This window comes from Curtobacterium sp. MCSS17_015 (assembly GCF_003234265.2).
Classification (GTDB): domain Bacteria; phylum Actinomycetota; class Actinomycetes; order Actinomycetales; family Microbacteriaceae; genus Curtobacterium.
The window spans coordinates 255,744-273,381 of the sequence record NZ_CP126256.1 but is presented as its reverse complement, the minus strand read 5'-3'; the positions used below and the strand labels follow the sequence as shown (position 1 = coordinate 273,381).

The window sequence follows — 17,638 nt, the reverse complement described above, 5'->3', positions numbered from 1 at the left end:
ATTTGCCCGGTCGGCCACTACACCCTAGCCTCATGCACATGAGGATCATTATCAGCGCAGGGGTCGTCGCGGCTGCCCTCGTGCTCACCGGCTGCGCGAGCAGCACGTCGTCCGACGGACCGGCGTCGGGACCGACCGCGGGGACGACGGTGACCAGCTGTGGCACCGAGCTGAGCGTGCCGTCGCCGCCGGAGCGCGCGGTGACGCTGGAACAGGGCGCGACCGAGGTGATGCTCGCGCTCGGCCTGCAGGACCGGATGATCGGTACGAGCTACCTGACGGACGCCGTCGCTCCGGAGTGGTCGGACGCCTACGCGGGCATCCCCGTCCTGGCCGACCAGTACCCGACGACCGAACAGCTGCGCGAGGCCGATCCGGACTTCGTCTACTCCATGCGGGCATCGGCGTTCGCGTCGGAGGCGGCCGGGAACCGCCAGGAGCTCGTCGACCTCGGTGTCCCCGCCTACCTCTCCGCGAACGACTGCGAGGACCAGACACTCATCCCCGACGAGGTCGGCTTCGACGCGATCCTGGACGAGGTCTCCGACGTCGCCCGCGTGTTCGGCGTCGAGGAGCGCGGTCGTGCCCTCGTGGCCGAGCAGCGCGCCACGCTCGACGAGGTCACGGCCGCGGCCGCCGACACCGGAGAGCCCTCGGTCGTGTGGCTGTACTCGTCCGTGAACGGTGCGCCGGTGGTGGCCGGTGCGAACGGACTCGCCGACACGATGGGCAGTGTGGCCGGTGCCACGAACGCCTTCGCGGACCTCGACGCCCAGTGGGGCGAGACGAGCTGGGACGAGATCGCACAGCGCGACCCCGACGTCATCGTGGTCGCGGACCTGACCCGCGGGCTGCCCGGTGACAGTGCCGACGACAAGATCGACCAGCTCCGCTCGGACGCCGTGACGAAGGGGTTGCGGGCGGTGCAGGACGACCACCTCGTCCCCGTCCCCGCGACCGAGCTCGACCCCTCGGTCCGGAGCATCGACGCGCTCGAGACCGTCTCCACCGCCCTGACCGAGTACTCGGAGGAACGACGATGACCACGTCCGCCACACCCACCCCTGACGAGACCGAGCACGCGCTCCGACTCCTCGCCGCCTGGGACGTCCAGCAGGCCGCCTACATCACGAACCGCGAGCAGCGCTTCACGATCATGCTCGACGTCGTCGACCACGTCGTCCCCGAGGGCGGAGTCGTCCTCGACCTCGCCAGCGGACCGGGGTCGATCAGCCAGCGCGTCCTCGAACGGCGCCCGGACATCACCTGCATCGCGCTCGACCACGATCCCGTCCTCCTGGAGCTCGGGCGGACCGCGCTCGCCGGGCGCCGCGTGCGCTTCGTCGACGCCGACCTGTGGGACCGCGACTGGACCGCGGGACTCGACGGTGCGGTGCCCCACGCCGTGCTCAGTTCCACCGCACTCCACTGGTTGCCGTCCGACGTCCTCAGTCGCGTGTACAACGACCTCGGCGCGCTCCTCGCTCCCGGCGGTGTGGTGCTCAACGCCGACCACCTGCGCCACCTCGACGGTCGGACGCTGTTCGAGGAGCTCAGCGCCCGCGACGACGAGCGCACCCAGCGCACCGACCGAGCGGCGGGTGCGCTCGACTGGGACCAGTGGTTCGCCGAGGTCGTCGCCGCCGAACGGTACGGCCGGCTCGCCGCCGAGCGGGACCGTCGCTTCGCGGACCGCCCGCCGAACCCGGAGCTCAGCCTGGCGTTCCACGTCGCCGCCCTCCAGGTGGCCGGGTTCGCCGAGGTCGGGCCGGTCTGGCAGCACCTCGACGACTTCGTCGTCCTCGCCCGCCGGTGACCCCGCGAGCGCTCCGTGCGGCGGCCGTGCTCCCCGCCCTCGCGGTCGCGCTCGTGGTCGTCGTGGTCGCCGGCGTGACCCTCGCCGGTGGCTCCATCACCTGGACCGGGACGATCCGGTCGATCGGCAGCCACCTCGGCCTGCCCGTCACCCCGCTGTCACCGCTGGCGGACTCCGTCGTCTGGCAGCTGCGCCTCCCCCGCGTCCTGTTGGCCGCAGCAGCGGGCGCGGGGCTCGCCGTGTGTGGATGCGTCCTGCAGGCAGTGACCCGCAACGTGCTCGCCGAGCCGTACCTGCTCGGGATCTCGTCGGGCGCGTCCACCGGCGCGGTGCTCGTCATCGTCCTCGGCATCGGTGCGGGCTCGGTGACCCTCGCCGGCGGAGCACTCGTCGGGGGCCTCGTGTCGTTCGCGCTGGTGTTCGCCCTGATGGGTCGGGACACGGCGGACACGAGCCGCGTGGTGCTCACCGGTGTGGTCGTCGGTCAGCTCTTCGCCGCGGTGACCTCCCTGGTCGTGACGGCGTGGGGTGACGCGGACGCCACCCGCGGCATCACCTACTGGCTGCTCGGGTCCCTGGCCGCCGCCCGGTGGTCCTCGGTCGTGGTCTGCGTCGCCGTGGTGGCCGTGGCGACGGCGGTCTTCGTGCTCGTCGCCCCCGCTCTCGACGCCTTCGCGTTCGGTCACGACGCCGCCGTGTCCCTCGGCATCGACGTCCGGTCGCTGCGCCTGACCGTCCTCGTCGGTGCGGCCGCGACGACCGCGGCGGTGGTGGCGGCCGTCGGCGCGATCGGCTTCGTCGGGCTCGTCGTGCCGCACGCCGCGCGGATGCTCGTCGGACCGGGTCACCGCCTCCTGTTGCCGGTGTCCGCCCTGGGCGGCGGCGTGTTCCTCGTGCTGGCGGACCTCGTCGGTCGCCTGGCGTTCGCGCCGCACCAGATCCCGGTCGGCGTCGTCACCGCGCTCATCGGCGTCCCGGTCTTCCTGGTCGTCCTGCGACGGGGACGACGCGCATGACCCGCGAGCAGCCCGGGCGGACCGGGGGCCCGTCGTCCCTGGAAGCGCGAGGGGTCTCGCGCTCGGTCCGCGGCACCGCACTCATCCGGGACGTGGACCTGACCGCTCAGCGAGGCGGCGTCACGGGGATCGTGGGACCGAACGGGTCGGGCAAGTCGACGCTCGCCCGATGCCTCGCCGGGGTCACCGTTCCGGAGAGCGGGACGGTCCTGCTCGCCGGCGAGGACCTCCGGGGGCTCCGGCGCCGAGCGGTCGCCCGACGGCTGGCGTTCGTCGAGCAGGCGGGGCACACGGACATCGACCACCGTGTGCTCGACGTCGTCCGCCTCGGTCGGCTGCCGTTCCGTTCGCGGCTCGGCGGCCCGGACGCCGACGGTGACGACGTGTGCCGCGGAGCCCTGGCTGACGTGGGGATGGCCGGGACGGAGCACCGGCGGTGGAGCGGCTTGTCCGGTGGGGAACGACAGCGCGTCCAGGTGGCACGCGCACTCGCGCAGCAGCCCGAGGTGCTGGTCCTCGACGAGCCGCTCAACCACCTGGACATCCACCACCAGTTCGAGCTCCTCGACCTGCTCGCGAGCCGGTCCTGGACGGTCGTCGTCGTCCTGCACGACCTCGACCTGGCAGCCCGCTACTGCGACCACCTCGTGGTGATGGCCGGCGGCCGGGTCACCGCCTCCGGGCCCCCCGGCGCAGTCCTGACCACCGAGCTGCTCGAGCAGGTGTTCCGGGTGCGCGGCCGGGTCCACCGGGACACCGACTCCGGCACGTCCCGGGTCGACCTGACCGGCTCCTTCCCGGCCGCGTCCAGGCCGGCCTGAGCGCCCTCAGACCCCGGGATCGGCCGACCGTGCGGCGACGCGCAGGGCCTCAGCCATCCGACCGGTGAAGTCGATGAACAGCTCGAAGGACTCCGGCGACACCGCCTCCTCGAGCACGCCGCGGTAGGCCGCCCGCACCGCTCCGAGGACGGCGACGCCGTCGAGCGTCAGTTCGATCCGGACACTGCGCCGGTCGTCCGGGTTCCGCACACGGTCCAGGAGTCCCTGCCGGGTGAGCCGGTCGAGGAGTGCGGTGACCGCCCCCGTGCCCATCTCGAGGTACCCGCCGAGCTCCTTCGGTGTGCGGTCGTCGTCGATGGCACCGAGGAACTGCAGCGCGCGGAGGTCGACCGGATTGAGGTCGTGGCGGACCGCCAGGTGCTGCATGAGGTGCGCGTGCTCGACCTGCGCGCCGTAGAAGGTCGCCACGGCCTCGTCGAGGAGTCGGTCGAGGTCGGCGGTCGAGGGGCGCCGAGGAGGTGCGGTCACACCACGAGCATAGTCGACATCCGTTCATCACGAAGATTGACAAACTCGAAAATAGAGGCGTACAGTCGCTGTTACCTCGAATTTCGAGGCGTTACGATCAGGATGGAACCCCGGAACATGCGTCGCCCTACCCGCACCCTCGCTCGCCTCGGCACCTTCGCCGTGATCCCCGCCGCGCTGCTCGCCGCTGGCGTCGCCGTCTCCACGGCGAGCTACTCGGCCTTCTCGGCGACCTCCTCCGACGGTGCCGACAACTGGTCGATGGGCACGGTCGCGCTGACGAACGACGCCGCGAACGGCGCGCTGTTCTCCGCGTCGAACCTCAAGCCGGGGGCCACCGGCACGAACTGCATCGCGGTGACCTCGAGCGGCAGCCTGCCGAGCGCCGTCCGCATGTACGCCGAGGACGTCACCCAGACCAAGGCCCTGGCCTCGTCCGTGACCCTGCAGGTCAAGCAGGGCACCGGTGGCGGCTACGGCACCTGCGACGGCTTCACGGCGGCGACGGGCACCGAGGGCACCCTGTACGACGGATCCCTCGCGACCTTCGCGTCGACCCGCAAGGACTACGCTTCCGGCCTCGGCACCTGGAAGACCGCGGGCACGAAGCCCGAGACCCGGACCTTCCAGATCACCTACACCGTGTCCCCCGACGCTCCGGCTGCGCTGATGGGCGCCACCGCCAGCCTCGGCTTCACGTGGGAAGCCCAGAACCTCTAGCCCGCACCCGGGACCGCTCGCCCACCGGACAGGAGGATCGGGATGCGCTCGTCGTCGTGGATCCGTTTCACGGTGGTGCTGACCGCCCGCGGCGTCATCGCCACGCTCATCGGCATCGCGTTCTGGGGCGTCGCCCCGCTCGCGCTCGGATGGCACAGCACCACCGTGATGACCGGTTCCATGCAGCCGTCCCTGGTGCCCGGTGACGTCGTCGTGAGCAAGCCCGTCGCGACCGGTGCGCTCCGGGCCGGTCAGGTCCTGCTCTTCCCGGACCCCGACCACGCCGGCGTGCTGCGGTTGCACCGTCTGCAGGAGGTGGACGCCCACGGCGCCCTCGTCACGAAGGGGGACGCGAACCCGGAGGCCGACTCGACCGCCGTCGCACGGTCCTCGGTCGTCGGTGTCGGCTACCTGCGCGTCCCGCTCGTCGGGCTGCCCGTGGTCTGGGCCGCCGAACACCACACGGCGCGCCTGCTCGCCCTGGCCGCCACGCTCGCCGTGCTCACCGCGCTCGCCGTGACACCCGCCGTCCGTGCGCGGCCGGACACCCCGACCGGGCCCCTCCGGTCACACGGTCGCCACCGTGCCGGACGTCCGGGACGGCCGCGCACGACCGTCGCCGTCGCCACCGCCGTCGTCTGCGCCGTGGTCGGCGTCGCCCTGCCGGCGCCCGCGGCCGCTGCGGCCTTCGCGGCGACCACGACGACCGGGGCCAGTTCGATCGCCACCGCGGTGGCCACCCCGGCGACCGGGCTCACCTGCACGAACGTCGGCAACGCGGCGGTCGACGTGGGATGGGACTACTCCGGGGTCGCGCCCGAGCGGTTCTCGGTCCTGGTCGACGGGGCCGTGAGCGGGATCAGTGCCGCTGCCGGCGAGCACGACGTCATCCTCGGCGCGTCCGACTTCTTCATCTGGAAGACCTCGACCATCAGCGTCCGGACCGACCTCACCGACACGTGGACGGCCACGTCGTCATCCACCGTGCGGATCACCACCATCCGTCTGTTCGGACTCGGCCGCACCTCCTGCGCACGCTGAGCAGCGGCGCGACACCGGTCCCTCAGCGCACGGCCGGCCGTACGCCGCACGGTCGGGCGCGCGGCATGCCTCGAGCCCCCGTCACCGTCCGGCGGCGTGGTGCGCGGCGACCTGTGTCGGTGAGAGCACGGAGCCGTAGACCGCGGCGAACCGCATGGACCCGGAGAAGGAGTACGGACCCGCCCCCGGCCATCCGGCGATCGTGTCGTACCCGACGCGGAAGTACCCCGTGGCGTTCTCCGGCGTGGTGAACGCCGCGTTCGACGCCACGAGCACGCCGTCCGCGTACAGCCGCATCCCCGTGGTCGGCGACATGGTCGACACGACGTGGTGCCAGGCACCGTCGTTGTAGGACCTCGGTGACGTCACGACCTGCGTGGTGGTGTTGTACGTGCCGAACACGAGCTGTCCGCTGGTGTTGAGGTAGACCTGCCGGTCGTGTTGACCGGACGTGGTCACCTGGTTGCTGCCGAAACCGATGAGGAGCCCGCCCGCCACGCTGGTCCGGAACCACACCTCTTCACTGAAGGTGGTCGGGTTGCGGTAGGCGTTCGGCGTGGAGACGAAGCTCGTCGAGCCGTTGAGCACGTAGGCGCCACCGGCGTCCCGCGGGCAGGCGTTCGGGCTGGCCGTCGTCGTGGCCATCGCCCCCTGGTAGGTGCCGTTCGCACCCCTGCCGGACGAGTCGACGGCCGTTCGTGATCCCGCGGACTCGGACAGCTTGTACGCGAACAACGCGGTGGCGGCGTCGGCGTCGACGGCGCTCGAGCACGTGAAGTACGCGGCCGTGCCGGCGCTGTTCGTCCCGTTCGTCACCTTCGCGCTGAAGGCCGACCGGGTCGGGGCGAACTGGTTGAGGAGGACGACCACGGCGAGTGCGACGACCAGCAGCAGCGCGACGACCTTGCCGTCGCGGAGACGCCCGGGGTTCACGACGGCCGCACCGTCTCGACGCGGCCGACCGCCAGGCACAGCACGAGCGGGACCAGGCAGGCGGCGACGAGCACGGCCCATCCCATCGGGTCGAGGTCGATGGTCGACATGAGCTGGTACTGACCGTGGCGGTTCAGCTCGGTGATCGTCACCCGACCCACTTCGCCGTCGACGAGGTGGACGGCGTTCCCGCCGACCGCGTCGACCCGGACCGGGAAGACCCCGGACGACACCACGGTGGCCTCGACGGAGCCGGGCGACGTGCTGTTCGAGATCGTCGTGACGTTGACGAAGGGCTTGAGCAGGAAGGCGGCGTACGAGACGGTCAGGGACGCTCCGGCGATGCGGAGACTGCTCCGGGTGACCCGATCGGTGAACGCACTGGTCAGGGCCCAGATGAGCAGCGTGCCGACCAGGAGGATCGGGGTGGCCTTGAAGAGCCAGCCCAGGTGCGGGACGAGCAGGACCGGGGCGCCGATCAGGTCCTCCTGCGTCAGCGTCCACGGGTCGACCGCCCCGTTCACGTCGCCGCGGGCACGGATGCCGCCGTCGGGGTCGATCGCGACGATGCGGTGGGTGTAGACGACGTCGGGGTTCGCGGCGACGCTGTAGGAGACGATGTCCCCGACACGGAGCGACGACGCCTGGACCGGCATGTCGAGGACGAGCGTACCGACGGGGGCTGCTTCTCCCATCGACGGCGTCTCGACGACGAACCAGCGTCCGCCGTTGGTGAGGAACAGCATGGCCGCGGTGAGGAGGACCGCGGCGACCGCGGCGACGCCCCACGCCAGGACGGTCTCGGAGCGGCTGACCGCCCGCCCGCCGAGCAGCGGCCGGGGGAGCGTCCCGCTGAGCGGGATGGCCGACGTCTGGCTCATGTGCTGCTCCGTCCGGGTCGCTGCTGGTGGAGTGGGATGGCGACGCTCGACCGTAGGGGGGTCGGTCGAGCGTCGCCGGTCTGGGTGGTGTTGATCAGGCGGTGAAGGTCCACGTCATCGGCACGGAGGCGGCGAGGCCCTGGTAGGTGTTGCCGGCCGAGGAGTCGAGCGTGACCGCGAAGTTGAAGGGGACGCTCGTACCGGCGGCGGGAGCGGTGGGCAGCGAGATCGCGGCGCCGCCCTTGAAGCTGGCGAGGGTGCCGGAGAAGACCGTGGTGGAGCCTGAGGTGATGACGAGGTTCATCTTCGCGCAGAGGTCGGTCGCGGTGCCGTTCGACGTGCCGTTGACCGTCTGCGTGCAGGTGGCACCCGGGGTGAGCGTGAAGGTGTTCGCGGCGGCGGTGCCCGTGTTCTTGATCGTGATCGGGGTGTTGACCGTGTTGCCCGGCGTCATCGTGGTGCTGCCACCGAACTTGTTGATGGTCGAGCAGGTCGCGGAGTTGGTGGAGACCGAGCCGCCGTCGGTGCTGAGACACGTGACCGACGCGTTGGCGTTCTGCTCCTGCATGATCAGCGTGCCGCTGGCGGCGGTGTTGCTGCTGTTGGTGATGCTCGCGGCGAACCCGGAGAGGGTGCCGGTGAGCGAGAGGGAGAGGAGCACGGCGGCGAAGACGCCCGCGAGGAGCGCCACGGGGGCGAAGCGGAGGCGCTTCAGCGGGGAGGTGCGGAGCTGGTTGGACACGGGGTACCTCGATGTTTCGTCAGTCAGGGCGGACCGCAATCGTTCAGTGAAGTGATTGCTTGATCATCAAGATAGTGAGTCATTGAGCAAGTGGGAAGGCGGCGATCGTCCCCAGAGCGGGGGGCAGTGCAGGACGGGAGGCGCGACCGCGACCGCCACGGGCCCGCCGGCCCGGTACTCTGCCGCAACGAGAGAGACACGGAGTCGAGCTGGTGACGGAACAGGACGAGGACGGCACGACCGACCTGATGCTCGCGTTCGACGCCGTCGTCCGGGCCAACGCGAGCCTCGTCGGTCAGCTGAGCACCCGCGCCGGCGTGCACGAGAGCGGGCTGCGGGCGCTCGTCCTCATCAGTGACACCGGCTACTCGACCCCCACCGAGGTCGCCGGGTTCCTCGGCCTGACGTCCGGTGCGGTGACGAACATGATCGACCGGCTGTCGTCCGCCGGGCTGCTCGAACGCACGCCGAACCCGTCCGACCGGCGCGGCTCACTGCTCCGCCTCCGTCCGGCTGGCGAGGACGTCGTCGCCGACTACCGGCAGCGGTACGCAGCCATGCTCCGCGCCGTCGACACCCGACACGGCGGCGACCTGCACACGGTCCTCAACGACCTGGCCACCGGCCTGTTCGAACAGGCGGCGACCGCGGCACCGGCACCGGCACCGGCACCGGCACCGGACGAGCGCTCGCGCTGACCCGCGGAACACACCACGGGCGGACGACGACGGGCGCCGCGGTCGGCGAGGACCGAGGCGCCCGTTCCGTGTCCGGCCGGTCAGACGCCGGCCGTGCTCCGGATCCACGAGGACGCCTGCGCGAGCAGGGCGTAGTTCGACCCGGCGCGGGTGTTCGCCCCCGGATCGGCACTGTCACCCGTCGAGCAGACGCCGACGACCTTGCCGTTGACGATCAGCGGACCACCGGAGTCGCCGTGGTTCGAGGCCCCGGAGACGCCGGTCACGTGCTGCGCTCGACCCCGGAACGCGTCGGTGCTCGCCCCGGTCAGGGACACGGTCGCCTGGTACAGCCCGTCGGACTGCACGGCGTTCGCACGGAGGCCGTAGCCCTGGATCGTGCCGGTGCCGCTCGACTTCGCCGTCGCCGCGAGGTCGAGCTGCGTGTACGAGGACAGCGCGTACGCGGTGCGCAGGTGCACCAGCGCGATGTCACCGGCCGGGGCGGCGGTGACCCGGTCGACGGCGACCGGGGCCCCGCGGTTCACCGTCGAGTTCGAGTGGTAGACGTTCATCGCCCCGATGCCGTCGATGCAGTGCCGGGCGGTGAGGACCCACGACGCCGTGATCTGCTCGCCGGTGCACGTGCTGACGTAGCCCGCGGGGATGTCACCGCCCGAAGCCTCGAGCTGCACGATCGACGACGTCGTCGGCGCCTTCTCGCCGCCGACGACCCTCGTCGACGCGGTGAGCGCCGATGCCGGCGCGGCGGCGAACAGGCCGGCGGCGATCACGGTGGCCGCTACCGCGGCGGTGACGGACTTGTGCATGTCGACTCCTTCGTCGATGGGGAACGAGGCAGTTGCACACGGCAACTGCCTCGTATCCTCACCCCCGTCCGAGGGTCGCACCAGTCCGCTCTTCAGCGGACCTCAGCCGCGCAGCGGCGGCGCCTCGGGCACCCGGTGCTCGTCGGCGAAACCGGCCACGAGGTCACGCATGGCGTCCTCGGCACTGTGCCGGGCCTCCCACCCGAGCACGTCGCGCGCCCGGTCCGTGCGCATGACGGGCACGCCGGCCGCGATGTCGACCCAGCCGGCGTCGGTCGGCTGGAGGCGCAGTCGCCAGGTGAGCGTGACCAGTCCGCGCACGAGCCGCAGCGGCACGCGGACGGCACCGAGCATCCCGAGGACCCTGGCCATGCGCGGTGGGGTGAGCACGGGCGCGGCGGCGATGTTGAACGCTCCGCCGGCCTTCCGGTCGATCGCGCGCCAGTACGCGTCGGCGAGGTCGTCGGCGTGCACGGCCTGGAACACGAACGGGTACGGCAGGGGCAGCACGGCGAACCGCAGCCACCGGACGGCCCGCATCGGCACGAGGTGGCCGAGGAAGAGCCCGCGGATCTCGGCGGCGGCGTCGCGCTGGAACACCAGGCCCGGGCGCAGCCGCGTCACGACGACGTCCGGGTGCTCGCGCTCGAAGACGTCCATCGCGCGCTCGTTCTCGGCCTTGTGGACCGAGTACGTGGCGGTCGGGATGCCGTCGGCGGGCCAGGACTCGTCCACCGGGGTGCGCTTGCCGGCCACGTCCACACCACGGTACGCGCCGACCGACGAGGCGACGACGACCTGCGGCACGCCGGCTGCGGCGACGGCGGCGAGCACGTTCGCGGTCCCGGTGACGTCGGTGCGGTGCTGCGCCGGGATGTCGTGCGTCGGCTGCAGCGCCCAGGCGAGGTGCACCACGGCGTCCGCGCCGCGGAACACGGCGGCCAGCCGGTCCACGGCGTCGACCGCCCCGACGTCGACCGTGTGCCAGAGCGCGGCGTCGTAGGGCTCGGCCCGCAGGTCGGGCGGTCGCCGGGCGACCCCGACGAGGTCGGCGCCGGCGTTCCGGAACCGTCGGAGCAGTGCGCTCCCGACGTTCCCGGTCGCGCCGACGATGACAACCCTGGTCATGCCGCGGCCGAGGAGCCCGCGGGCAGCGCCGGGTCGAGCACGACCTTGATGCAGCCGTCCTCCTTCTTCTGGAAGACCTCGTACATGTGCGGGGCGTCCTCGAGCGAGACCTTGTGCGTCGTCAGGTCGAGCGTGCCGAGCGGGTCCGAGGGGTCCTCGACGAGCGGCATGAGGTCGTCGACCCAGCGGCGGACGTTGCACTGGCCCTCGCGGATCGTGATCTGCTTGTCGAAGAGCGTCATCATCGGCATCGGGTCGGCCATGCCGCCGTACACGCCACTCAGCGAGACCGTGCCGCCGCGGCGGACCAGGTCGATCGCGGTGTGCACGGCGTCGAGCCGGTCGACACCGGCGGTCTCGATCGCCTTCTGCGCGAGCTTGTCGGGCAGCAGGCCGGCGGCGCGCTGGGCGAACCCGGCGGCCGGGTTGCCGTGCGCCTCCATGCCGACGCCATCGACGACGGCGTCCGGACCGCGTCCGTCGGTCAGGTCGACGAGCTCGGCGACGAGGTCCTTCGACAGGTCGAAGGTCTCGATGCCGTACTTCGTGGCGAGGTCACGACGCACCTGCTCCGGCTCGACGGCGAGCACCCGGTAGCCGAGGTGCTTGCCGATGCGGGCGGCGAACTGGCCGACCGGGCCGAGTCCGAGGACCGCGAGCGTGCCGCCCTCGGGGACGTCCGCGTACTGCACGGCCTGCCAGGCGGTCGGGATGATGTCGCTCATGAACAGCCACTGCTCGTCCGCGCCGGTGTGCGGCACCTTGATGGGGCCGTAGTCGGCGTGCGGAACGCGGAGGTACTCGGCCTGGCCGCCGGGGACCTGGCCGTACATCTTCGTGTAGCCGAACAGGGACGCGCCGCTGCCGTACTCGGTCACCTGGGTGGTCTCGCACTGCGACTGCAGTCCGCGCTGGCACATGTAGCAGTGGCCGCAGGAGATGTTGAAGGGGATGACGACGCGGTCGCCGACCTGCAGGTTCGTGACGGCGGAGCCGACCTCCTCGACGATGCCCATCGGCTCGTGGCCGAGGACGTCACCCTTGTCGATGTACGGCCCGAGGACGCGGTACAGGTGCAGGTCCGAACCGCAGATCGCCGTGGAGGTGATCCGCACGATCGCGTCGGTCGGCTCCTGGATGGTCGGGTCGGGAACGGTCTCGACGGACACCTTCTCGGTGCCCTGCCAGGTCAGTGCGCGCATGTGTGCGCTCCTCTCGTCGCTGTCGCGGCCGGACGGGAGGCCCGACTCGCGTCGAACCCATCGGTACGCCTGGCGCCTCGGGGCCGCTCCCAGCGTGGTCCGGTCAGCGCACCGCGTCGGCGGGCCTCAGGCGTGCTCGGGACGGGGCGCGGCATCCGTCGACGTGGCCGGTGCCGAGGGGGCGACCCGTGCCTCCTGGGCGTGGCGGACCTGACGCTCCTCGGCCGCCGCCCGTGCGTCCCGGCGCCGCTCGGTGACGAGGACGGCCGCGAGCGCCAGCGCGGTCAGGACCGACCCGACCAGCAGTGCGGTCGCCGCCGGCGGGACCTGCGCGGCGTCGATGCCGGGCACCCCCTGGCTGAGCATGACGACCGCCTCGACGGACAGCACCGCGGTCGACACGACGAGCACGCCGACCCGGAGCCAGCGCGGCGACCGCCGGATGCCGGACGAGACCCCGACCACACCGGCCGTCCACAGCGAGCCGACGAGCAGGAACCCGATCATGACGACCGAGTGGAGCACCGGGTCGCGGGTCGAGTCCGCCGCGACGGTCCCCGTGTACAGCAGCCACGAGCTGCCGACGGCGAGGACCGCGGCGACCACCGGGAAGGCGAGTGCCTTCGTCAGCGGGTTGCCCGCGAGCCGTCCGAGTCGCTGCAACGGCACGGGCTCGAGTGTCCGACGGGCGAGCGTGACCGGCGCGCCGAGGACGAGCAGGAGCGGGGCGACCATGCCGATGACGACGTGCCCGAGGACGTGCGTGGTGAGGTCGTGGGCGCCGGCGTGTCCGAGCGGGCCGACGAGCACCGCGGCCACGGCGAGCAGCGCTGCGATCCACGCGACCGTGCGGGCGAGCGGCCACGGCGGGTTGCCGCGCCGACGCTGACCCGAGGCGCCGACGATGTACACCGCGCCGGCCAGGGTGAGGGCGATGAGGGTGAAGGTCCCGAGCATGCCGCCGTGAGAGTGCACCAGAGGGCTCCTGTCGTCGTCGGTCCATCCTGGCGGAGCAGGGCTCGACGTGTTCGGTGCCTGTCCGCGGAGCGGCGGTGGTCAGCCGCGCAACCGGTCCCGTTCCGCGTCCGGCAGGTGCTCGGTCGCCGTCTCCAGCGCCGCACGCCCGAGGAACCGTCCCTGCCGTTCGAGGAAGGCCACGAGCGCGTCCTGCGACGCCCGTTTCCCCGTCTCACGCAGCACCCGCCCGAGGGCCGACTGCACCACCTCACCCCGTTCGCGAACGAGTCGGCCGGCGACCGCCAGCGGGACCTCGGCGTCGCCCTGCTTCGCGAACGCCAGGGTCGCCACGACCGCGGCCCGGCGGACGAGTGCCACGTCGGACTTCGCGAGCGCGAACAACGGCCCGGTCGATCCGCCGAGCAACGGGGCACCGACGAGCTCCTCGGCCGCGAGGTCGACGAGTCCCGGGTCGTCGAGCCGCTCCGCCCGCAGGGCCGACAGGTACTCGTCGGTCAGGTCGGGGTCGGGGTGGGCACGGGCGGCCTGCAGGAGCAGCACGACCGCGACGAGCCGACCGCCCGGGTCGTCGCTCCAGAGCAGTGCCGACCGCTCCGCGGGGTCGAGGTCCGCGTACCGACGAGCCACCCGGCGCGCGGCCGCGACGTCGCCGTCGGTGCGTGCGAACGCGACGACGACGTCCTCGGCGGTGACGGTCATGCGAGGACCGCCGTGCGGAGGGCGACGAGACGTGGACGCATCCCCGCCAGCCTACGGTCGGCGGGGATGCGGGTCACCGGAAGTGCAGGATCGACAACGGGTCCTTCAGGGTGTTGTTCACACGGGTCTCGAGGTGCACGTGTGGGCCGGTGGACTGCCCGGTGTTGCCGGACTTCGCGATCTCGGTGGTGGCGGAGACGATCTGCCCCTTCTTCACCTGGATCTTGCTGAGGTGCGCGGTCAGGACCGTGGTCAGACCGTACGTCACGACGATGTAGTTGCCGTACGAGGCGTGGTTCTGGACGACGGTCGTCACGGTGCCCTTGCCCGATCCGTAGACTGGCGTGCCGACCTTCACCGGGGCGTCGGTGCCCTGGTGGTAGCGCGGGACGTGGCCGGCTCCCCGGTCGTCACCGTAGCGACCCGAGACCGCGGTGCCGTTGACGGGCCAGAGCAGTCCGGTCACCTTCTTGGTCGACCACACACGGGTGCCGGCCTTGCCGTAGAGCACGACGTTGCCGTCCACCTGCACCAGGAGCTGTCCGGCTCCGGCACGGCTCGTGTGTGACGCCCACAGGGCCTTCTTGTCGGCGCCGTAGACGACGAGGTTGCCGTCGGTCTGGACGGCAGCGTAGGCGCCCGGGTGCCCGGAGGTCTTCGACTCCCACGTCGCCCTGCCGCTGACGGCCTGGACGAGGTTGCCGTCCGACCGCATGGTGAGCGTGCGGGCGCTGCTGGCGTCAGAGCGCAGCACCGTGCCCGGCGCGATCACCTGGCCAGCGCCGACGGAGTCCTGGAACGCGGTCACCTGCCACACCACGCGGTCGGCGGTGTCCAGGGAGGTGATGACCCCGTCCGCACCGATCTGCAGCCGCTTGCCGACGCGACCGCTCGTGCCGTAGCGGGCGATCAGCTGTCCCTTGCGTTGGATGGTGACGACTCCGTCCTTGTTCACCACGGTGCTCGCTCCGGACCAGCCCGCCGTGCCGGAGGCCCACAGCACCTTCCGGCCGATGCCGTACTCGACGAGGTTGCCGTCGCCCTGCATGACGAGTTGGAACTGCCCGTTGCGTGAGGTGAGTGAGTCGCCCGGGTTCAGCCAGGTGCCGGCCTTCACCGAACCGGCGGAGGTCGCGGCACTGGCGGGTGCACTGACGACGACGCTGCCGGTGACGGCGACGACGACGGCGGTGACGACGGCCATGAGCCGCGTGGAGGTGGTTCTGCGCACGAAGATGGTTCCCCTGGTCGGTGGTTGCCCGCTGCATGCGGGAGATGGTCCTGGTGTCGGACGGTTCGGCGGCTCGCCCTGTCGAGCCGCCGAACGATGGTCACCTGTCCGGGAGACGAAGACAACCCCACTGCGCCTCCTCGGGGAACCCCAGTTCCGGGGGCAAGCGGCGTGTCCGCGGTGTCCGAGCGGCACCACGGAGCACAGAGCACGTGCTCGACACCGCTCACCACACGGGGCGGACAAGATGGGAGCATGTCGACGCCGGATCCCGCCTTCGTGCCACCTGCTCTGCACACGACCCGTCCGGACCTGCAGGGCACGTTCGGCATGACCGCGTCGACCCACTGGCTCGCGACGGCGACCGCGCAGTCGGTGCTGGAACGGGGCGGGAACGCCTTCGACGCCGCCGTGGCGGGCGCGTTCGTCCTGCACGTGGTCGAGCCGCACCTGAACGGCCCCGGCGGTGACCTGACGGCCGTGTTCGCGACGGCGGACGACCCGTCCCCCGTCGTGCTGGTCGGCCAGGGTCCCGCGCCGGCGGGGGCGACGCCGGAGCACTTCCGCGCCGAGGGGCTGGACCTCGTGCCCGGTGCGGGTGCCTTGGCAGCCGCCGTCCCGGGCGCGGTCGACGCCTGGCTCCTGCTCCTCCGCGACCACGGCACCTGGGAACTCGCCGACGTGCTCGCGCCGGCCATCGGCTACGCGCGCGACGGCCACCCGGTCAGCGCGGGGGTGGTCCGCACCATCGAGGCGGTCGCCGACCTGTTCCGGCAGCACTGGCCCACGTCGGCCGAGCGGTGGCTGCCGGGAGGCGCGGCTCCCCGCACCGGGGACGTCGTCCGCAACGAGGCGCTCGCCTCGGTCCTCGACCGGCTCGTCGCGGCGGGCGGCGCACCGGGCGCGGACGCGGTGACCGACGGGGCTCGGGCCCGGCGGATCGACGCCGCCCGACGGGAGTGGGCGGAGGGGTTCGTCGCGACCGCGGTCGACGCGTTCGTCCGCCGGCCGCACCGCCACTCGTCCGGCACCGACCACGCTGGCGTCATCCGAGCCGCCGACATGGCCGCGTTCCGGGCGTCCACCGAGCCCGCGACGACGGCGGAGTTCCGCGGCCACACGATCGCGAAGACCGGGCCGTGGGGGCAGGGTCCGGCGCTCCTGCAGGTCCTGCGGATGCTCGAGCCCCTGCCCGACGAGCGTCTCGACCCGTCCACCGAGCTCGGTGCCCACACGATCGTGGAGGCACTGAAGCTCGCCCTCGCCGACCGCGACGCGTACTACGGCGACGGCTCGGTCCCGCTCGACGTCCTGCTCGCCGACGCCACCGTCGCGGAGCGTCGGGCGCTCATCGGGGACACCGCGTCGGCCGAGTTCCGCCCCGGCCACGTGCCGGGCGTCGACCCGGTCCTACCGCCGCTCCGCACCAGCCACGACGCGACCGGTGCGGCCGGGGTCGGTGAACCCACCGTGCCCGGTGCGCGGGTGACGTCGCCTGACGAGACCGCTGCCGAGGTCCCGGTCGAGGACCGCGGCGAGCCGTTCGTCGCGCCCGACGGGGACACCCGCGGCGACACGTGCCACATCGACGTCGTGGACCGCTGGGGCAACATGGTCAGCGCGACGCCCTCGGGCGGGTGGCTGCAGTCGTCACCGACGATCCCGGAACTCGGGTTCTGCCTGGGCACCCGCCTGCAGATGACGTGGCTCGAGGAGGGCACGGCATCGACCCTGCGCCCCGGCGAGCGCCCGCGCACCACGCTCACCCCGACGCTCGTCCTGCGCGACGGTGTCCCGGTCGCCGCGCTCGGCTCCCCCGGGGGCGACCAGCAGGACCAGTGGCAGCTGCTGTTCCTGCTCCGCTGGATCGTCGGCGGGTACACGCCGCAGCAGGCGATCGACGCCCCTGCCCTGCACACCACGTCGTTCCCGGGGTCCTTCTGGCCGCGGACGTGGGAGCCGGCGGGCCTGGTGGTCGAGGACCGGCTGGGCGACGAGGTGATCGCCGGCCTGGAGGCCCGTGGTCACGTCGTCAGGCGCGCCGGCGACTGGAGCCTGGGCCGGCTGTGCTGCGTCACCCGGGACCCGGAGACCGGGGTCCTCGGCGCGGCCGCGAACTCCCGTGGCGCCCAGGGGTACGCGGCGGGGCGCTGACCTCGGGGTTGGGGGCGGACCTCGAGGCGGTCGGGACTCCGGCCGGTGGTCGTACTCGCCGGAGGCCGTGAACACGTCTCCGCTTTCGGCGGCGGCCGCGAACGAGAAACGGGAGTGGTCCGACGGCGTGGGAGGCAAGCCCGGCCTCGCTGCCCGCAAAAGCGTCTGACATAACATACGTTATCGGCGCGGCGTTGCCTCGTTGCTGGTGTCAGCACACAACTGATGGGACCGGTTCCGTCGCCCTTTGAGGTCAGCGCATGTGTGTCGTCGCCCCCCA

The 17,638-nt window shown here is 72.3% G+C and carries 18 protein-coding genes; 8 read left to right on the top strand and 10 right to left on the bottom strand.

All coding sequences use genetic code 11. The features are described from left to right. The first annotated feature begins 38 nt into the window (after nucleotides 1-38). Genes DEJ18_RS01270 through DEJ18_RS01255 form a run of 4 tightly spaced genes read left to right on the top strand, consistent with a single transcriptional unit; the run spans nucleotide 39 to nucleotide 3,653 of the window. Entirely contained in the window at nucleotides 39-1,043 is a 1,005-nt protein-coding gene (locus tag DEJ18_RS01270) for an ABC transporter substrate-binding protein (protein WP_111211458.1), read from the top strand. Further along, nucleotides 1,040-1,816 carry a class I SAM-dependent methyltransferase gene (locus DEJ18_RS01265; protein WP_111211407.1) on the top strand — a complete coding sequence of 259 codons (777 nt, stop codon included), beginning with the start codon at nucleotides 1,040-1,042 and terminating at the stop codon, nucleotides 1,814-1,816. Before DEJ18_RS01270 ends, DEJ18_RS01265 begins: the two co-directional genes overlap by 4 nt. After that, a complete protein-coding gene (locus tag DEJ18_RS01260) occupies nucleotides 1,813-2,832 on the top strand; it encodes a FecCD family ABC transporter permease (RefSeq protein ID WP_258377008.1) in 1,020 nt (339 codons plus the stop codon). Before DEJ18_RS01265 ends, DEJ18_RS01260 begins: the two co-directional genes overlap by 4 nt. Beyond that, nucleotides 2,829-3,653, top strand: a complete 825-nt coding sequence (locus tag DEJ18_RS01255; protein WP_111211406.1) for an ABC transporter ATP-binding protein — start codon at nucleotides 2,829-2,831, stop codon at nucleotides 3,651-3,653. Before DEJ18_RS01260 ends, DEJ18_RS01255 begins: the two co-directional genes overlap by 4 nt. A gap of 6 nt (nucleotides 3,654-3,659) precedes the next feature. On the opposite strand, the gene DEJ18_RS01250 is transcribed toward DEJ18_RS01255, so the two are convergent. After that, the gene (locus DEJ18_RS01250; RefSeq protein WP_258371189.1) at nucleotides 3,660-4,142 is read right to left on the bottom strand and encodes a MarR family winged helix-turn-helix transcriptional regulator; all 483 of its coding nucleotides are present in this window, start codon (nucleotides 4,140-4,142) and stop codon (nucleotides 3,660-3,662) included. A gap of 117 nt (nucleotides 4,143-4,259) precedes the next feature. Between DEJ18_RS01250 and DEJ18_RS01245 the strand changes: the two genes are divergently transcribed. Together DEJ18_RS01245 and DEJ18_RS01240 are read left to right on the top strand one after the other, a co-directional pair. Next, nucleotides 4,260-4,862, top strand: a complete 603-nt coding sequence (locus DEJ18_RS01245; RefSeq protein WP_111211456.1) for a hypothetical protein — start codon at nucleotides 4,260-4,262, stop codon at nucleotides 4,860-4,862. A gap of 42 nt (nucleotides 4,863-4,904) precedes the next feature. Beyond that, a complete protein-coding gene (locus tag DEJ18_RS01240) occupies nucleotides 4,905-5,903 on the top strand; it encodes a signal peptidase I (RefSeq protein ID WP_111211405.1) in 999 nt (332 codons plus the stop codon). 81 nt (nucleotides 5,904-5,984) lie between these two features. Here the strand turns inward: DEJ18_RS01240 and DEJ18_RS01235 are convergent, their stop codons facing one another. The 3 genes from DEJ18_RS01235 to DEJ18_RS01225 form a co-directional block, all read right to left on the bottom strand. Continuing rightward, nucleotides 5,985-6,836: a LamG domain-containing protein gene (locus DEJ18_RS01235; protein ID WP_111211455.1), complete on the bottom strand. Its 852-nt coding sequence runs from the start codon at nucleotides 6,834-6,836 to the stop codon at nucleotides 5,985-5,987. Next, entirely contained in the window at nucleotides 6,833-7,717 is an 885-nt protein-coding gene (locus tag DEJ18_RS01230; protein WP_111211404.1) for a S26 family signal peptidase, read from the bottom strand. Before DEJ18_RS01230 ends, DEJ18_RS01235 begins: the two co-directional genes overlap by 4 nt. 94 nt (nucleotides 7,718-7,811) lie before the next feature. Beyond that, nucleotides 7,812-8,459, bottom strand: a complete 648-nt coding sequence (locus DEJ18_RS01225; protein WP_111211403.1) for a COG1361 family protein — start codon at nucleotides 8,457-8,459, stop codon at nucleotides 7,812-7,814. Nucleotides 8,460-8,671: 212 nt separating this feature from the next. Between DEJ18_RS01225 and DEJ18_RS01220 the strand changes: the two genes are divergently transcribed. Then, a complete protein-coding gene (locus DEJ18_RS01220; RefSeq protein ID WP_284178057.1) occupies nucleotides 8,672-9,157 on the top strand; it encodes a MarR family winged helix-turn-helix transcriptional regulator in 486 nt (161 codons plus the stop codon). A gap of 80 nt (nucleotides 9,158-9,237) precedes the next feature. On the opposite strand, the gene DEJ18_RS01215 is transcribed toward DEJ18_RS01220, so the two are convergent. The 6 genes from DEJ18_RS01215 to DEJ18_RS01190 all read right to left on the bottom strand — a co-directional run bounded on the left by DEJ18_RS01215 (nucleotide 9,238) and on the right by DEJ18_RS01190 (nucleotide 15,204). After that, nucleotides 9,238-9,966, bottom strand: coding sequence for a S1 family peptidase (locus DEJ18_RS01215; protein WP_111082264.1), 729 nt, complete (start codon nucleotides 9,964-9,966; stop codon nucleotides 9,238-9,240). A gap of 102 nt (nucleotides 9,967-10,068) precedes the next feature. Then, complete coding sequence (locus DEJ18_RS01210; RefSeq protein WP_111211402.1) at nucleotides 10,069-11,094, bottom strand: NAD-dependent epimerase/dehydratase family protein; 1,026 nt, start codon at nucleotides 11,092-11,094, stop codon at nucleotides 10,069-10,071. After that, nucleotides 11,091-12,296, bottom strand: a complete 1,206-nt coding sequence (locus tag DEJ18_RS01205; protein WP_111082262.1) for a zinc-dependent alcohol dehydrogenase — start codon at nucleotides 12,294-12,296, stop codon at nucleotides 11,091-11,093. The genes DEJ18_RS01210 and DEJ18_RS01205 overlap by 4 nt, the downstream gene beginning before the upstream one ends. Nucleotides 12,297-12,422: 126 nt before the next feature. Continuing rightward, nucleotides 12,423-13,271, bottom strand: coding sequence for a cytochrome c oxidase assembly protein (locus DEJ18_RS01200; protein ID WP_146241630.1), 849 nt, complete (start codon nucleotides 13,269-13,271; stop codon nucleotides 12,423-12,425). Nucleotides 13,272-13,352: 81 nt separating this feature from the next. Further along, a complete protein-coding gene (locus DEJ18_RS01195; RefSeq protein WP_111211401.1) occupies nucleotides 13,353-13,973 on the bottom strand; it encodes a DNA alkylation repair protein in 621 nt (206 codons plus the stop codon). Between the two features lie 73 nt (nucleotides 13,974-14,046). Continuing rightward, a complete protein-coding gene (locus DEJ18_RS01190; protein WP_146241629.1) occupies nucleotides 14,047-15,204 on the bottom strand; it encodes a peptidoglycan DD-metalloendopeptidase family protein in 1,158 nt (385 codons plus the stop codon). 255 nt (nucleotides 15,205-15,459) lie between these two features. Here DEJ18_RS01190 and DEJ18_RS01185 point away from each other — a divergent pair, with 255 nt between their 5' ends. Next, on the top strand, nucleotides 15,460-17,358 hold the full coding sequence (locus tag DEJ18_RS01185) for a gamma-glutamyltransferase family protein (protein WP_111211399.1): 1,899 nt from the start codon (nucleotides 15,460-15,462) through the stop codon (nucleotides 17,356-17,358). The last annotated feature ends 280 nt before the right edge of the window (nucleotides 17,359-17,638 follow it).

What these genes read in the sequence shown, in the direction of transcription:
- DEJ18_RS01215 (WP_111082264.1), bottom strand. Translation starts at nt 9,966, where the DNA reads ATGCACAAGTCCGTCACCGCCGCGGTAGCGGCCACCGTGATCGCCGCC.
- DEJ18_RS01210 (WP_111211402.1), bottom strand. Translation starts at nt 11,094, where the DNA reads ATGACCAGGGTTGTCATCGTCGGCGCGACCGGGAACGTCGGGAGCGCA.
- DEJ18_RS01195 (WP_111211401.1), bottom strand. Translation starts at nt 13,973, where the DNA reads ATGACCGTCACCGCCGAGGACGTCGTCGTCGCGTTCGCACGCACCGAC.
- DEJ18_RS01270 (WP_111211458.1), top strand. Translation starts at nt 39, where the DNA reads ATGAGGATCATTATCAGCGCAGGGGTCGTCGCGGCTGCCCTCGTGCTC.
- DEJ18_RS01265 (WP_111211407.1), top strand. Translation starts at nt 1,040, where the DNA reads ATGACCACGTCCGCCACACCCACCCCTGACGAGACCGAGCACGCGCTC.
- DEJ18_RS01255 (WP_111211406.1), top strand. Translation starts at nt 2,829, where the DNA reads ATGACCCGCGAGCAGCCCGGGCGGACCGGGGGCCCGTCGTCCCTGGAA.
- DEJ18_RS01245 (WP_111211456.1), top strand. Translation starts at nt 4,260, where the DNA reads ATGCGTCGCCCTACCCGCACCCTCGCTCGCCTCGGCACCTTCGCCGTG.
- DEJ18_RS01205 (WP_111082262.1), bottom strand. Translation starts at nt 12,296, where the DNA reads ATGCGCGCACTGACCTGGCAGGGCACCGAGAAGGTGTCCGTCGAGACC.
- DEJ18_RS01230 (WP_111211404.1), bottom strand. Translation starts at nt 7,717, where the DNA reads ATGAGCCAGACGTCGGCCATCCCGCTCAGCGGGACGCTCCCCCGGCCG.
- DEJ18_RS01240 (WP_111211405.1), top strand. Translation starts at nt 4,905, where the DNA reads ATGCGCTCGTCGTCGTGGATCCGTTTCACGGTGGTGCTGACCGCCCGC.
- DEJ18_RS01185 (WP_111211399.1), top strand. Translation starts at nt 15,460, where the DNA reads ATGTCGACGCCGGATCCCGCCTTCGTGCCACCTGCTCTGCACACGACC.